Below are 15,029 nucleotides of genomic sequence, written 5' to 3' on the forward strand. Positions count from 1 at the left end.
GAGTACATCCAGTATTACAATCACTCGCGTATCAGACTGAAGCTAAACGGCCTGAGTCCTGTTGAATACAGAACTCAGGCCGCTCAGGCATAGATGGGTAAACGTCCAACTTTGTGGGGTCAGTTCACTGCGTGGGAACGATCACATGGCGGCGCAAATCTGCGACAATCCGCCCCCTGCGCCACTAGACGACTTATTGCGTACCTGATGACTGACGAATCGCCTTCCATCGACAAACTGCTGAAAAACCTCGATCACGCCATGCTCGCCGACCGCCACCGGCTGCGGCGGCAGTTGCTTGAGCTGCGCAAGAAACCTGACGAGGCCAAGCTGGCCCAGTGGGTGACGCGCATGCAGGCGTCCTGTGATCAGGTGCTGGCGCGGCGTGCCAGCCTGCCGGTGATTCGTTATGACGACAGCTTGCCGATCGCCGCCAAGCGCGATGAAATCAAGGAAGCGTTACTCAAGCATCAGGTACTGATCATTGCCGGCGAAACCGGCTCGGGTAAAACCACCCAGTTGCCGAAGATCTGCCTGGAAATCGGTCGCGGCCAGCATGGCCTGATCGGTCACACCCAGCCCCGTCGGATCGCCGCCCGCAGCGTGGCGAGCCGGGTTGCCGAAGAGCTGGCGACACCGTTGGGCGCGCTGGTCGGCTATCAGGTGCGGTTCGAAGATCAGAGCGATTCCAACACCCTGATCAAACTGATGACCGACGGCATCCTGCTGGCGGAAACCCAGAACGACCGCTACCTCGAACGCTACGACACGATCATCGTCGACGAAGCCCACGAGCGCAGCCTGAACATCGACTTCCTGCTCGGTTACCTGAAAACCCTGCTGCCGCGTCGTCCGGACCTGAAAGTCATCATCACCTCGGCGACCATCGACCTGGAGCGTTTCTCCAAACACTTCGATGACGCGCCGATTGTCGAAGTCTCCGGCCGCACCTTCCCCGTGGAAACCTGGTACCGCCCGCTGACCCTGGAGCAAGACGAAGAGGGCAACCGCGTCGAGGACGACTTGACCGTGGATCAGGCGATTCTCGCCACCCTCGACGAAATCGCCGACTTCGAACGCAGCGAGCGCAAGAGCCCTGGCGATGTGCTGGTGTTCCTGCCCGGCGAGCGCGAGATTCGCGACGCGGCGGACATGCTGCGCAAGGCCCAACTCAAGCACACTGAGATTCTGCCGCTGTACGCACGATTGTCGCCGGCCGAACAGCAGCGGATTTTCCAGTCGCACCCAGGGCGCCGCGTGGTATTGGCGACCAACGTCGCGGAAACCTCGCTGACCGTGCCGGGCATTCGTTACGTAATCGACAGCGGCACCGCGCGCATCAGCCGTTACAGCTACCGCGCCAAGGTCCAGCGTTTGCCAATCGAAGCGATTTCCCAGGCCAGCGCCAACCAGCGTAAAGGTCGCTGCGGGCGGGTCGAGCCGGGTATTTGTATTCGTCTCTACGGCGAAGAAGATTTCATGGGGCGGCCGGAATTTACCGACCCGGAAATCCTCCGTACCAACCTCGCGGCAGTGATTTTGCAGATGCTGCATCTGCGTCTCGGCGAGATCACCGATTTCCCGTTTATCGAGCCGCCGGATGGCAAAGCCATCAGCGACGGTTTCAACCTGCTGCAAGAACTCTCGGCGGTGGACCGCAACAGCCAGCTGACCCCGTTGGGTCGGAATCTGGCGCGTTTGCCGGTGGACCCGCGAATGGGCCGCATGCTGCTGGAAGCGGCGAAACTCGGCAGCTTGCAGGAAGTGCTGATCGTCGCCAGCGCCATGTCGATTCAGGACCCGCGCGAGCGTCCTCCAGAACGTCAGCAAGCGGCGGATCAGGCCCACGCTCAATGGAAAGACGTGGACTCGGACTTCGCCGGGCTGGTCAATCTGTGGCGTGGTTTCGAAGAACAGCGCCAAGCGCTGACGGCGAGCCCGCTGCGCAACTGGTGCCGCAAGAATTTCCTGAATTACCTGCGTCTGCGCGAATGGCGCGACTCCCATCGGCAGTTGAGCCTGATCTGCCGCGACATGCAGCTCAGCCTCAACAAAGAGCCGGCGGATTACCCGAAGTTGCATAAAGCGGTGCTCTCGGGCCTGCTCAGCCAGATCGGTCAGAAAACCGAAGACGGCGACTACCTTGGCGCCCGTCAGCGGCGCTTCTGGATTCACCCGTCATCGGGTCTCGGCAAGAAGCGCCCGCAATGGCTGATGGCAGCCGAGCTGGTGGAAACCACCAAGCTCTACGCGCGCATGGTCGCCAAGATCGACGCCGACTGGATCGAGCCGCTGGCCGGGCACCTGATCAAGAAAAACCACTTCGAACCCCATTGGGAGAAGAAGCGCGGCCAGGTCGTGGCGTTTGAACAAATCACTTTGTTCGGGCTGATCGTGGTCGGTCGCCGGCCGGTGCATTACGGGCCGATTGATCCTGTTGTGTCGCGAGAGTTTTTCATTCGCGAAGGCCTGGTGCGGGGCGAAATTCAGTCCAGGGCCAAGTGCCTGACGGCCAATGCGCAGTTGCTGGAACAGCTCGACGAACTGGAAGCCAAGGCTCGCCGTCGCGACATTCTGGCGGACGAAGAAACCCTGTTCGCCTTCTACGATGCGCGGTTGCCGGCGGAGATTCACCAGACCGCCACGTTCGACAGTTGGTACAAGGTCAACAGCCAGAAAGACCCGCAGCTGCTGATCATGCGCGAAGAAGACGTGCTGGCCCGCGAGGCCAGTGAAGTCACCGCGCTGCATTACCCGGACACCTTGCACATCGGTGATCTGGAGTTGGCGCTCAGCTACCACTTCGAGCCGAACCATCCTCGCGATGGCGTGACCCTGCGCGTGCCGGCGCCATTGTTGCCGATGCTGCCGCCGGAACGCCTGGAATGGCTGGTGCCGGGTGTCATCGAGGCCAAGTGCATCGCGCTGGTGCGCAACCTGCCCAAAGCCCTGCGCAAGAATTTCGTACCGGTGCCGGACTTCGTCAAAGCCGCGTTGCAGCGCATGACCTTCGCCGAGGGCTCGTTGCCTCACGCGTTGGGCCGCGAACTGTTGCGCATGACCGGTGCGCGGGTCAGCGATGAAGCGTGGGCGGAGGCCTCTCAACAGGTCGACAGTCATTTGCGGATGAACCTGGAAATCGTCGACGGCCAGGGCAAGTTCCTGGGTGAGGGACGTGATCTGGCGGAACTGACCGCCCGCTTTGCCGGAGCCAGTCAGGCGGCGTTGGCCGTGCCGCAAACCGCGAAAAACCAGCAACCGGTGGAGCCGAAAGTGTTTGCCGCCGTCGCCGAGAAAACCCAGCAGAAGATCGCCGGGCTGTCGATGACGGTGTATCCGGCGCTGGTGGAGGAGAGTGGCACGGTCAAGGAAGGACGTTTCTCCACGCCGGCCGAAGCCGAGTTTCAACATCGCCGCGCGCTGCAGCGTTTGTTGATGCAGCAATTGGCTGAACCGGCGAAGTTCCTGCGCGGCAAGTTGCCGGGGCTGACCGAGCTGGGGTTGATGTACCGCGACATGGGGCGCATCGACAGTCTGGTCGAAGACATTCTGCTGGCCAGCCTCGACAGCTGCATTCTCGAGGGCGAAGACCCGTTGCCCCGGGACGGCGCCGGTCTGGCGTCACTGGCCGAACGCAAGCGTGGCGGCTGGAATGAGCACGCCGAACGCCTGGCGAAGTTGACGCTGGAAATCCTCAAGCTCTGGCACGGCCTGCAAAAACGCTTCAAGGGCAAGATCGATCTGGCGCAAGCCGTGGCGTTGAACGACATCAAGCAGCAGCTCAGTCATCTGGTGTATCCGGGCTTCGTCCGGGAAACCCCAATGCAGTGGCTCAAGGAGTTGCCGCGTTATTTGAAAGCGGTCGAGCAGCGCTTCGAGAAGATCGGCGCTCAAGTGCAGAGGGACCGGGTCTGGAGCGGCGAATTGTCTGGCCTGTGGACTCAATACCAGACCCGCGCCAACAAACACGCCCAGGAAGGCAAGCGCGATCCGCAACTGGAGCTCTATCGCTGGTGGCTGGAGGAATACCGGGTTTCGCTGTTTGCCCAGCAATTGGGAACCAAAGTGCCGATTTCCGACAAGCGCCTGAACAAGCAGTGGACCCAGGTCGAGCCCTGACACCTCCCACAGGTAAGGTGTTGTGTCAGCAGGCTCTTCATCCAGCAAAAAGGCGCCAAACCCCGACGTTTATGGCAAACTTCGCGCCTATAAACGCCGGCCCCGCGGTTTTGAGCCTTCACAGGTTTGGGCGGATCGGAATAAAGCGATGCCAGGTTTGCTTCCCGTGACGGAAATAGACCCTTTGTGTATTGGTACGTCGGTACCAATACTTTCTGCCTGAACAGATTAGAGAAACGACCATGCATAACGTCGTCATCAGCGGCACCGGCCTGTACACCCCGGCCAACAGCATCTCCAATGAAGAGCTGGTGCAGTCTTTCAACGCTTACGTCGCGCTGTTCAATGCCGACAATGCCGACGCCATCGCGCGCGGCGAAATCGAAGCGTTGACCGAGTCCAGCGCGGCGTTTATCGAAAAAGCCTCTGGTATCAAAAGCCGCTTTGTCATGGACAAGGACGGCATTCTCGACCCGCAACGCATGGCGCCACGCCTGCCGGAACGCTCGAATGACGAGTGGTCGGTGCTTTGCCAAATGGCCATCGGCGCCGCCGAGCAAGCCTTGCAGCGCGCCGGCAAGACCGCTGCGGACATCGACGGCGTGATCGTCGCCTGCTCCAACCTGCAGCGCGCCTATCCGGCCATCGCCATTGAAGTCCAGGAAGCCTTGGGCATCCAGGGTTTTGGTTTCGACATGAACGTCGCCTGCTCCTCGGCGACCTTCGGCATTCAGGCTGCGGCCAACAGTGTGCAACTGGGCCAGGCCCGGGCGATCCTGATGGTCAACCCGGAAGTCTGCACCGGTCACCTGAACTTCCGAGACCGTGACAGCCACTTCATCTTCGGCGACGCCGCTACCGCGGTGATCATCGAACGTGCTGACCTGGCGACGTCCAAGTACCAGTTCGACATCGTCAGCACCAAGCTGCTGACCAAGTTCTCCAACAACATCCGCAACAACTTCGGCTTCCTCAACCGTGCGGCGGAAGAGGGCATCGGTGCCAAGGACAAGCTGTTCGTACAGGAAGGCCGCAAGGTGTTTCGCGACGTTTGCCCGATGGTCGCCGAGCTGATCGCTACGCATCTGGAAGAAAACAAACTGAACGTCGGCGACGTGAAGCGCTTCTGGCTGCACCAGGCCAACCTCAGCATGAACCACCTGATCGTCAAGAAGCTGCTGGGCCGCGAAGCCACCGAAGAAGAAGCCCCGGTGATTCTCGATTCCTACGCCAACACCAGCTCCGCCGGCTCCGTGATTGCGTTTCACAAGAATCAGGACGATCTGGCCGCAGGTTCGCTGGCGGTACTCAGCTCGTTCGGCGCCGGTTACTCGATTGGTAGCGTGATTCTGCGCAAACGTTGAGGTTGATTGTCGTTCTTTCGTACGGCTCGCAAAGACTATTCCTACATTCGCAACATTCTGGACACTGTAGTTTTCGCAAGTGACAGCAGGACGATGCCTTCGGCAAGTCCTGCCGTAACCATTTTCGAAGTCAGAACAAGGAAATTTGTTGATGGCGGCTGACGACGCACACTTGCTCGAGCGATTGCTGACAGGTGAGCAACAGGCTTTCAAGGAATTGGTCAGCACCTATCAGAGCGCCATGCGCGCAGTGGCCTACGCCATCGTCGGACACCGGCATGCCGACGAAGTGGTGCAAGATGCCTGGTTGTCGGTTGTGCGCAGCCTGAGCGGGTTTGAGGGGCGCTCGAGCCTCAAGACCTGGTTGCTGACCATCACCGCAAACTCGGCCAAAGGTCGATACAAGCAAAATCGTCGGGAAGTCTTGCTCGATGACCTCCCATCGCCTCACGGCACCCTCGATGACGATCGTTTTTCTTCTGCAGATGGTCACTGGCTGATCGCCCCGTTCGCCTGGCATCAAGACACGCCAGAGGCGTTGTTGACGCAAAACGAGCTGCGTGAATGCCTTGAGCACACGTTGCTCAGCTTGTCGGAGCTGCAACGCAGTGTTTTGTTACTTCGTGAGCGTCAGGGGCTGGAGCTGGAGGAGATCTGTAATCTTCTGGAAATCTCGCTCTCCAATGTTCGCGTGCTGCTGCACCGGGCACGGTTGAAAGTCTTTGCGACCGTAGAACATTTTGAGGAGACCGGCGAATGCTGACCTGCAAGGAACAAGTGGCGCGTTCCAGCGATTATCTCGATGGCCAGTTGAGCTTTCGTGAGCGGCTGATGATGCGTCATCACCTGATGTTCTGCCGTAATTGCCGGCGGTTCGTTCGGCAGATGCGTTTGATGCAGGCGACATTGCGTGAAATGCCGGAGGATGCTGTGCCAGATGTCGACAAAATTGCGGAGCGTCTCGCTGCGGAGCGTCGCAAGGACATTCCGTAGATTCGTGGAGTTACTGCGGGGAAGAGAAACAGGCCGGCGTGGATACATCGAACGGATGATGGGATCGATCCATCCACGCCAGACTGTAAAGCGCCTCAAGCATCCATGACCTGAGGCGTGTAACGGGAGTGCTTAGAACTTGGCTTCCAGATCCACTTGCAGCGTGTCGATGTCCGCATCGTTGCGGTTTCGTGCTGCGGTGTCGGAAGTGGCCATTAAGTAAGCGGCGGCGACCGAGAAGTTTTTGTCGATTTCGTAACCCACTTTGAACTTGTGACCACGCGAACCGGTGAAGCCGTTGGCGAAGTCCGAGTCGGTGAACGCGCCGACCACGGCATCACGCTGAACGTCACGATAGTTGTAGTCCAGGCCGAACTTACCCAGCTTGGTCTTCACACCCAGCAACCAAGCGGTGTCTTCATCGGTCGCTGCGCGGTCGTTGAGCACGTACTGGCCGTAGGCCGACAACGGAATAGGCAGGTTGCTCAGGTCGATCTGGCCGAAACCTTCGTACAGACGGAACTGGGTGCTGGTGTTGCCGTTGATGGCCAAGGCTGCGCGGGCTGCCGGGCTGTCGTCACCGTCGAAGCTATAGATACTGCCACCCAAGGTGACTTTCATGCCGTCAGTCGGAGCGAAGCGCGCACCCAGTTGACCGGCGTACATGCTCAGGTCGTGTTTGAACTCCACGCCGTCGCCGTCGACGTTGTCTTTGAGGATGTAGTAACCGGTGCTGCCGAACAGTTCGGCGCCGCCGCTACCCAGTGGCAGCTTGTAGGTGGCCGCCAGGCCTTCTGGGTTGATGTCGCTATCCCAGATAATGTCGCCTTCGTTGACCCAAGGCTGGTTCATTTTACCGACGATCAGGTGCAAGTCTTTAACATCGGTAGGGTGCCAGTCCAGGTACGCCTGGTCGAGCCACAGCGACTTCTTGCTGAAGTAGTTGTCCAGGCTCTGGTTCGTCGAACGACGGTCGTCGTTGCTGCCGCTAGCGATACGCACACCAGCGTCGACTTGCGGGTTGATCTCGCTGTAGACGCCGATACGCGCACGCACACGCTCACGGCCTTGGTCGCTGGCGTTACCGTCCGAATTCACATCTTCGTAACGCATGCGCACGTCACCTTTGATCTGTGTCTTGGCGGCCCAAGCTACTTTTTTCTCAAACGCGCTGAGCTCGTTACGTTTTGCCTGCATGGCTGTCATCTGTTCAGCGGTTGCTTGCTGCTGGATCTGTTGAGCATGCTGGTCGCGTGTCAGTTCTGCTTGCAGTTCGGCGTACTGCGCGTTGTTAATCGAGCCGTTAGCCTTGAGCATGTCGAGCAGCTTGGCGTCGACTGCGGCGCTGGCCGGAACACTCATGGCCAGCAGCAGACCGCCACACAGGGCCGCCGCAGTTTTAGTGGAAGCAAGACGCATATCAATCTCCGAAGATGAAAGGGATGACTGAGCCATCCAGGGCACAACCGACCGTTGTCGGACGGAAAACAGTGGCCGGGTAGAACCCGACGTTCTAAAAACTGGCGCCAGTATCGCGATGGTTTATGACAGAGCGGTGGCAATGTGATGGCATCTCGATGACGATACAAAGTCCTCGCGAACTATTGAGCCAGAGCGCTGTCGTCGAATTGCTCGTGTGCAATGCACAGCGATAAGCGATACTCGCGGTGCTTTCACGCAAAGAAGTTGGGAGGAAGTTGATGCCGCTGCACCGTCTGGAAAGCTTGTCTGACATAGCCGCACGCACCTGGGATGCTCTGGTGCCCGAGAACCAGCCATTTCTGCGTCACGCTTTTCTGACCTCGCTGGAAGACAGCGCCAGCATCAGCCCCCATTCCGGATGGCAACCCGAGCATTTGCTGCACATTGAGGGTGATCGCCTGATTGCCGCGCTGCCCAGTTACCGCAAATGGCATTCCTACGGCGAGTACGTGTTCGATCACGCTTGGGCTGATGCCTGCGAACGGGCGGGAATCGACTATTACCCCAAGCTTCTGACAGCCGTGCCGTTCAGCCCGGTCAGCGGGCCGCGATTGCTGGCGGCCACCGTCGAGGAGGGTTTCGAACTACTGAAAAGCCTGCCGGGTTACCTGGAAATCGAAGAACTCTCCAGCGCCCACATCAACTTCACCGACCCCTTCACCAATGCTGCATTGGCCGAGCAGCCGGGCTGGTTGCAACGGATCGGTTGTCAGTATCACTGGCAGAATCGCGGGTATCGCGATTTTCAGGATTTCCTCGACGTCCTCAGTTCGCGCAAACGCAAGCAGATGCGCAAGGAGCGCGAGCAAGTGGCGGGGCAGGGCATTGATTTCGAATGGCTCGAAGGCAGGCAACTCGATCAGGCGCAGTGGGATTTTGTCTATGCCTGCTACGCCAACACCTACGCAGTGCGTCGACAAAGACCTTATCTGACGCGGGAGTTTTTCAGCCTGTTGGCCGAGCGCATGCCGGAATCGATTCGGGTGGTGTTGGCCAAACAAGGTTCACGCCCGGTGGCGATGGCTTTCAGCCTGGTGGGGGGCGACAGTTTTTACGGGCGTTACTGGGGGTGTCTGGCGGAGTTCGATCGTCTGCACTTCGAGACCTGTTTCTATCAGGGGATGGATTACGCGATTGCCAATGGCGTCCAGCGATTCGATGCCGGCGCTCAAGGCGAGCACAAGTTGATTCGTGGTTTCGAACCGGTGATTACTCACTCCTGGCACTACTTGCGCCATCCCGGCCTGAAAGCCGCTGTCAAAGACTTCCTGCAGCAAGAGCGCGTTGGCGTGTTGGCGTATGCCGAGGAAGCGAGGAGCGCCTTGCCCTATCGGCAAGATTGATGGGGCGAGATCGTTCCCACGCAGAGCGTGGGAACGATCGGTCGGGAGATTCAATCGATCCCGACAAACCCGCCCGTCTGGTGCTGCCATAACCGCGCATACAACCCGCCATGGGCCAGCAATTCGGCGTGGCTGCCGGTCTCGGCGATCTTGCCGTTCTCCAGTACTACAAGACGGTCCATCCGGGCGATGGTCGAGAGTCGGTGGGCGATGGCGATCACGGTTTTGCCCTGCATCAGGGTTTCGAGGCTTTCCTGGATGGCTGCTTCGACTTCCGAGTCCAACGCCGAAGTGGCTTCGTCCATGATCAGAATCGGCGCGTCCTTGAGCAGCACGCGAGCAATCGCAATCCGCTGGCGCTGGCCGCCGGAGAGTTTCACCCCGCGCTCCCCGACATGCGCGTCGAAACCGCTGCGGCCTTCAGCGTCCGACAGCAATGGGATGAACTCGTCGGCCCGGGCCTTGTGCACCGCTTCCCAGAGCTCTGCGTCGGTGGCGTCGGGTTTGCCGTACAGCAAATTGTCGCGGATCGAGCGGTGCAGCAGGGACGTGTCCTGGGTGATCATGCCGATGCGCTCGCGCAGGCTTTCCTGGCCGACGTCGGCGATGTTCTGGCCGTCGATGAGGATGCGTCCGCCTTCTACGTCATAGAGGCGTAGCAGCAGGTTGACCAGGGTCGATTTACCCGCGCCGGACGGACCGATCAGGCCGATTTTTTCGCCGGGTTTGATGGCCAGGTTGAGGCCGCCGATGATCCCGCTCTTCTTGCCGTAGTGGAAATCCACATGCTCGAAACGTACTTCGCCACGGGCTACCGCCAGCGGTTTGGCCTGCTCGCGATCGGTGACACTGACCGGTTGAGCGATGGTCTGCAAACCGTCCTGAACCATGCCGATGTTTTCGAAAATACCGGTGACTACCCACATGATCCAGCCGGACATGTTGACGATGCGGATGACCAGGCCGGTGGCCAGGGCAATGGCGCCTACCGTGATCAGCGACTGGGTCCATAGCCACAGGGCCAGGCCGGTGGTGCCGACGATCAGCAAGCCGTTCATGCTGGTAATGACCACGTCCATGCTGGTGACCACGCGGCCAGCCAGTTGGGCTTTTACGGTCTGTTCTTCGATTGCTTCCTTGGCGTATTGCTGCTCGAAATTGGTGTGGGCGAACAGCTTCAGGGTGGTGATGTTGGTGTAGCCATCGACGATCCGCCCCATGAGTTTGGAACGCGCGTCGGACGACACCACCGAGCGTTCCTTGACCCGTGGCACGAAGTAGCAAAGCGCGCCGATGTAAGCGGCGATCCACGTCAGCAGCGGGATCATCAGGCGCCAGTCGGCTTCGGCGAACAGGACCAGCGAACTGATCGCGTAGATCCCCACATGCCATAGGGCGTCGACCGCTTGCACGGCCGAATCGCGCAACGAGTTACCGGTCTGCATGATGCGTTGGGCGATGCGCCCGGCGAAGTCGTTCTGGAAGAAATTCAGGCTCTGTTTGAGCACGTAACTGTGGTTCTGCCAGCGGATCATGCTGGTCATGCTGGGGCTCAGGGTCTGGTGCACCAGCAGGTCATGCAGGCCGACGAAAATCGGCCGGAAAACCAGTGCAACCACCGTCATCCAGGCCAGCTCGATGCCATGCTGCTGGAAGAAGTTGACGTTCGGCGTGCCTTGGGTCAGGTCGATGATGCGGCTCAGGTAGCTGAACAGTGCCACTTCAATCAGTGCGCCAACCAGGCCGACGATCAACAGGGCAGCGAAACTCGGCCAGACCTGCTTCAGGTAATAGGTATAGAAAGGCAGAACCCGATCCGGCGGAGCCGCCGTCGGGGCGTCGCGGAATATGTCGATCAGTTTCTCGAAACGGCGATAAAGCATCAGTTCTCCGCCCGCGCACGGGCTCTCCTTTGAACAATGTGAGCGGCGCACTCCGGCAGCCGCTCAAAACTTCCTGTGTAGCTTAGTCGATGACTTTGGCCGACTTGATGAACACAGGGTCGGCCGGCACATCCTTCATGCCGCTTTTGGTCGTGGTCTGAGAGTTGACGATGACATCTACCACGTCCATGCCTTTCACGACTTTACCGAAGACCGCATAACCGTCACCGCTGTCGAGGAAGTCGTTGTCTTTGACGTTCACAAAGAACTGGCTAGTGGCCGAGTCCGGGTCGGAAGTGCGGGCCATGGACAGCGTGCCACGGACGTTATGCAGACCGTTTTTGGACTCGTTCTTGATCGGTGCCTTGGTTTCTTTCTGCTGCATTTGTTGAGTGAAACCACCGCCCTGGATCATGAACCCTGGAATCACACGGTGAAAAATCGTGTTGTTGTAGAAGCCGCTGTTGACGTAATCAAGGAAGTTTTTAGTACTGATCGGGGCCTTGACCGCATCCAGTTCGATTTCAATCTGGCCGTTGGTGGTCTCCAGCAGCACGTGCGGCGCCTTGGCGGGCGTTGCGGCCATCAGGTTGGCGGCAAACAGAACGGAGCCAGCGACGAGGGCGATTTTTTTCAGCATGGGTCAGTAATCCTGAGTGAGGTGGTGTCGACTTCGGTAAGAAACTCGAGCAGGGTTTGGTTGAAATATTCGGGTTGATCCAGCGGGGTGGCGTGGCGCGAATCGGCGATCACCACCAGCCGCGCATCGGGCAGCAGTTTTACATAGGTCTCTTTCAGCGAGACCGGTGTGTAGTCACGGTCGGCGCTGACGATGAGGGTTGGACAGGAGACTTTCGAAAGTCGTTCCTGAACCCCCCAGCCAACGATTGCATCGAAGCTGGCGAGATAAGCATGTTTGTGGTTTTTTGCCCAGCGCTCGGCCATCTTTTGCCGCAAATCCGCCTGTTCCGGTTTGGGGAACAGCTTGGCGCCCAGAGCCTTGCCGATAGCGCCCAGGCTGAGGACGCGCATCAGGCTCCAGCGCTTGAACCATTGCCAGTAATCGTCGCGACTGCGCAGTTTGACCTCGGGCGCACTGTTGACGATGCACAGGCTTTTTAACAGCTGCGGTTGATCCACCGCCAGTTGAAAGCCGATCATGCCGCCCATCGAAAGGCCCACGTAATGTGTCGGGCCGAGGTTCAGATGCTCGATCAGCGCGATCAGGTCGGCGCTGAACCCGGCGATGCTGTAGCGCTCACGGGGTTTGTCCGAGCGACCGTGGCCGCGTACGTCCGGGACGATCACCCGGTAGCGGGCTGACAGCGCCGGGATCTGCTTTTCCCAGTCCAGGGTGCTGGAACCCAGGCCATGGACCAGCAGCAACGGCGTGCCGTGGCCATATTCCTCATAGTGCAGGTTGCAACCTTCATGTTCGAAATAGGCCATGCGGTCACTCCGTGTCAGGCTTGTTCAGGGGCGGCGAAAGGGGCATCCAGCGGCGCGGTGTCGAACGTGCGCAGCAGCTCGATGAGAATCTGGGTTGCCGGCCCCAGTGGTTTGTCCTTGTTCGAGTACAGATAGAAGCTCGGGTTGCGACTGCCGCCCTGGTCCAACGGTAGCAGCTTGAGCGTTCCTTCCTTGATTTCCCGTTCGATCATGTGCCGGGGTAACCAGGCGAAACCCAGGCCGCTGCCGACAAAAGTCGCGGCGGTGGCGAGGCTGCCGACGGTCCAGCGCTGTTCCGCGCCGAGCCAGCCGACGTCCCGTGGTTGCTGGCGGCCGGAGTCGCGGATGACCACTTGCAACTGGCTTTCCAGGTCCTGGAAATTCAGTTCGCGGTTGAGACGGTGCAGCGGATGTTCAGGGTGGGCGACCGCGACGAATTCGACGTCGCTCAATTCCGCGCCCAGATAACCGGGGATGCTGAAACCGCTGATGGCCAGGTCGGCGACGCCTTCGAGCAATACTTCTTCCACGCCCGACAGCACTTCTTCGCGCAGACGCACCCGGCAACCTCGGCTTTGCGGCATGAACGCCGTCAAGGCGCGCACGAGGCGGGCGCTCGGGTACGCGGCGTCGACCACCAGCCGAACTTCCGCTTCCCAACCTTGCTCCATGTGGTGGGCCAGGTCTTCCAGTTGGCTGGCTTGTTTCACCAGTTGCCGGGAACGGCGCAGCAGTACACCGCCGGCTTCGGTCAGGACCGCTTTGCGGCCGTCGATGCGCAACAGCGGTACGCCGAGCTGGTCCTGCATGCGCGCCACGGTGTAGCTCACCGATGATTGCGAGCGGTGCAGCGCTTCGGCGGCCTGGGCGAAACCGCCGTGGTCGACCACGGCCTGTAATGTTCGCCATTGATCAAGGGTCACGCGGGGCGCTTTCATGAATAGCTCCTCTTGTCTAAGCTGGCAGTCCTTATTGGAGACTGCTGAATGAAAAAATTCTGTTGTGTGCTGTTGGCGATGCTGCCGCTGACTGCGTTTGCTTATCCGATCGATGTAACAAAAGAGCTGAACGGCTTGAGCATCGACTACAACGCGTACGACACGGATAACGACATCGCCTCCATTCAGGTCAACAACTACGGCACCACCGACGCAATCTGTAAGGTGGTTTTCAACAATGGCCCGGAAGCACCGCGCACCCGCACCATCGAAGTGGCCGCGGGCAAACACAAAAATGCCACCGCCAAGTTCACCCGGACCATCATCAAGATGCGTATCAACCTGAGTTGCTCCCCCAAATGACTTTACAACCTTGTGGGAGCGAGCCTGCTCGCGAAGGCGTCGTGTCAGTCGACATCACGGTTGCCTGAGACACCGCTTTCGCGAGCAGGCTCGCTCCCACAAGGCATGCTCCGCTTATAAACAAATTTATTGATGGGTTATAGCAGTTATTTGCGCTTTTTCATCGATATAACTCTGTTTAACCTTCACTCCATCGCCTTACAGCATTCTCAGATGGAGCCTACATCCCATGTCACGTGTTCTGATCATCGAAAGCAGCGCCCGTCAGCAAGACTCGGTTTCGCGTCAACTGACCCAGACCTTCATCAGCCAGTGGAAAGCCGCTCACCCGAACGACCAGATCACTGTGCGTGACCTGGCCGTCAACCCGGTACCGCACCTGGACATCAACTTGCTGGGCGGCTGGATGAAACCTGTCGAACAACGCAACGACATCGAACAGGTTTCACTGGAACGCTCCAACCAGTTGACCGACGAACTGTTGGCCGCTGACGTGCTGGTCATGGCCGCGCCGATGTACAACTTCGCGATCCCGAGCACCCTCAAAGCCTGGCTCGACCACGTGCTGCGCGCCGGTGTGACCTTCAAGTACACCGCGACCGGCCCGCAAGGTTTGCTCAACGGCAAGCGCGCTTATGTGCTGACGGCTCGCGGCGGAATCTATGCCGGCAGTACCGCTGATCACCAGGAACCGTATCTGCGCCAGGTCATGGGTTTCATCGGAATTCACGATGTGACGTTCATTCACGCCGAAGGCATGAACCTGGGCGGTGACTTCCAGGAGAAAGGCCTGAACCAGGCCAACGCCAAGCTTTCCCAGGTCGCCTGAAGCTTTAATCGCCAGATAATCCCTTGATGTTCAAGTGGCCTGGCGCAACCCCTTCGAGGCTTTACGCGCATTGAACCTCCCTTTGCACTTGTTGCTCCTGAGTGCTGTAGCCCGATTGAACGCTTTAGCGAGATCGGGCTTTTTTTTGGTTCTTCACGGAATCCCGGGAAACACAGAAACAAGAACGCCGATTTGATTGATGATGTTCGTGCGAGCAAACACATCTAACAAACCGGCGTTCTTATGCGCGATATTAATACTTTCCT

13 protein-coding genes are annotated in these 15,029 nt (G+C 59.1%); 8 read left to right on the forward strand and 5 right to left on the reverse strand.

The features are described 5' to 3' along the window. From FQ185_RS29680 to FQ185_RS29700, 5 genes are all read left to right on the forward strand, one after another. A partial coding sequence (locus tag FQ185_RS29680) for an IS3 family transposase (protein WP_141234440.1) occupies positions 1–93 on the forward strand: 93 nt, incomplete at its 5' end. Between the two features lie 114 nt (positions 94–207). Beyond that, positions 208–4,119, forward strand: a complete 3,912-nt coding sequence (gene hrpA, locus FQ185_RS29685; protein WP_149420545.1) for an ATP-dependent RNA helicase HrpA — start codon at positions 208–210, stop codon at positions 4,117–4,119. Between the two features lie 242 nt (positions 4,120–4,361). Continuing rightward, complete coding sequence (locus FQ185_RS29690) at positions 4,362–5,483, forward strand: beta-ketoacyl-ACP synthase III (protein ID WP_149420546.1); 1,122 nt, start codon at positions 4,362–4,364, stop codon at positions 5,481–5,483. Between the two features lie 148 nt (positions 5,484–5,631). After that, positions 5,632–6,246, forward strand: a complete 615-nt coding sequence (locus tag FQ185_RS29695; RefSeq protein WP_149420547.1) for an RNA polymerase sigma factor — start codon at positions 5,632–5,634, stop codon at positions 6,244–6,246. After that, entirely contained in the window at positions 6,240–6,476 is a 237-nt protein-coding gene (locus FQ185_RS29700) for an anti-sigma factor (RefSeq protein WP_149420548.1), read from the forward strand. Before FQ185_RS29695 ends, FQ185_RS29700 begins: the two co-directional genes overlap by 7 nt. A 132-nt stretch (positions 6,477–6,608) precedes the next feature. Here the strand turns inward: FQ185_RS29700 and FQ185_RS29705 are convergent, their stop codons facing one another. After that, positions 6,609–7,895 carry a putative porin gene (locus FQ185_RS29705; RefSeq protein ID WP_149420549.1) on the reverse strand — a complete coding sequence of 429 codons (1,287 nt, stop codon included), beginning with the start codon at positions 7,893–7,895 and terminating at the stop codon, positions 6,609–6,611. 281 nt (positions 7,896–8,176) lie between these two features. On the opposite strand from FQ185_RS29705, the gene FQ185_RS29710 reads away from it, so the two are divergent. After that, positions 8,177–9,301, forward strand: a complete 1,125-nt coding sequence (locus tag FQ185_RS29710; protein WP_149420550.1) for a GNAT family N-acetyltransferase — start codon at positions 8,177–8,179, stop codon at positions 9,299–9,301. A gap of 50 nt (positions 9,302–9,351) precedes the next feature. On the opposite strand, the gene FQ185_RS29715 is transcribed toward FQ185_RS29710, so the two are convergent. From FQ185_RS29715 to FQ185_RS29730, 4 genes are all read right to left on the reverse strand, one after another. Next, the gene (locus FQ185_RS29715) at positions 9,352–11,184 is read right to left on the reverse strand and encodes an ABC transporter ATP-binding protein (RefSeq protein ID WP_149420551.1); all 1,833 of its coding nucleotides are present in this window, start codon (positions 11,182–11,184) and stop codon (positions 9,352–9,354) included. An 82-nt stretch (positions 11,185–11,266) separates the two neighbouring features. Continuing rightward, positions 11,267–11,824: a peptidylprolyl isomerase gene (locus tag FQ185_RS29720; protein ID WP_149420552.1), complete on the reverse strand. Its 558-nt coding sequence runs from the start codon at positions 11,822–11,824 to the stop codon at positions 11,267–11,269. Next, positions 11,818–12,633 (reverse strand): alpha/beta fold hydrolase, encoded by an 816-nt coding sequence (locus tag FQ185_RS29725; RefSeq protein WP_149420553.1) that lies wholly within the window; start codon positions 12,631–12,633, stop codon positions 11,818–11,820. The genes FQ185_RS29720 and FQ185_RS29725 overlap by 7 nt, the downstream gene beginning before the upstream one ends. A 14-nt stretch (positions 12,634–12,647) precedes the next feature. Next, on the reverse strand, positions 12,648–13,571 hold the full coding sequence (locus FQ185_RS29730; protein WP_149420554.1) for a LysR family transcriptional regulator: 924 nt from the start codon (positions 13,569–13,571) through the stop codon (positions 12,648–12,650). Between the two features lie 48 nt (positions 13,572–13,619). Here FQ185_RS29730 and FQ185_RS29735 point away from each other — a divergent pair, with 48 nt between their 5' ends. Then, the gene (locus FQ185_RS29735) at positions 13,620–13,934 is read left to right on the forward strand and encodes a 3-phosphoglycerate kinase (protein ID WP_149420555.1); all 315 of its coding nucleotides are present in this window, start codon (positions 13,620–13,622) and stop codon (positions 13,932–13,934) included. 229 nt (positions 13,935–14,163) lie between these two features. Beyond that, positions 14,164–14,763 carry an FMN-dependent NADH-azoreductase gene (locus FQ185_RS29740; RefSeq protein ID WP_149420556.1) on the forward strand — a complete coding sequence of 200 codons (600 nt, stop codon included), beginning with the start codon at positions 14,164–14,166 and terminating at the stop codon, positions 14,761–14,763. The last annotated feature ends 266 nt before the right edge of the window (positions 14,764–15,029 follow it).

It is taken from the genome of Pseudomonas sp. ANT_H12B (genome assembly GCF_008369325.1).
GTDB lineage: Bacteria > Pseudomonadota > Gammaproteobacteria > Pseudomonadales > Pseudomonadaceae > Aquipseudomonas.

Excerpts from the sequence above, each read along its gene's own strand:
- hrpA (WP_149420545.1), top strand. The coding sequence starts at position 208 with ATGACTGACGAATCGCCTTCCATCGACAAACTGCTGAAAAACCTCGAT.
- FQ185_RS29690 (WP_149420546.1), top strand. The coding sequence starts at position 4,362 with ATGCATAACGTCGTCATCAGCGGCACCGGCCTGTACACCCCGGCCAAC.
- FQ185_RS29700 (WP_149420548.1), top strand. The coding sequence starts at position 6,240 with ATGCTGACCTGCAAGGAACAAGTGGCGCGTTCCAGCGATTATCTCGAT.
- FQ185_RS29705 (WP_149420549.1), bottom strand. The coding sequence starts at position 7,895 with ATGCGTCTTGCTTCCACTAAAACTGCGGCGGCCCTGTGTGGCGGTCTG.
- FQ185_RS29710 (WP_149420550.1), top strand. The coding sequence starts at position 8,177 with ATGCCGCTGCACCGTCTGGAAAGCTTGTCTGACATAGCCGCACGCACC.
- FQ185_RS29715 (WP_149420551.1), bottom strand. The coding sequence starts at position 11,184 with ATGCTTTATCGCCGTTTCGAGAAACTGATCGACATATTCCGCGACGCC.
- FQ185_RS29720 (WP_149420552.1), bottom strand. The coding sequence starts at position 11,824 with ATGCTGAAAAAAATCGCCCTCGTCGCTGGCTCCGTTCTGTTTGCCGCC.
- FQ185_RS29725 (WP_149420553.1), bottom strand. The coding sequence starts at position 12,633 with ATGGCCTATTTCGAACATGAAGGTTGCAACCTGCACTATGAGGAATAT.
- FQ185_RS29730 (WP_149420554.1), bottom strand. The coding sequence starts at position 13,571 with ATGAAAGCGCCCCGCGTGACCCTTGATCAATGGCGAACATTACAGGCC.
- FQ185_RS29735 (WP_149420555.1), top strand. The coding sequence starts at position 13,620 with ATGAAAAAATTCTGTTGTGTGCTGTTGGCGATGCTGCCGCTGACTGCG.
- FQ185_RS29740 (WP_149420556.1), top strand. The coding sequence starts at position 14,164 with ATGTCACGTGTTCTGATCATCGAAAGCAGCGCCCGTCAGCAAGACTCG.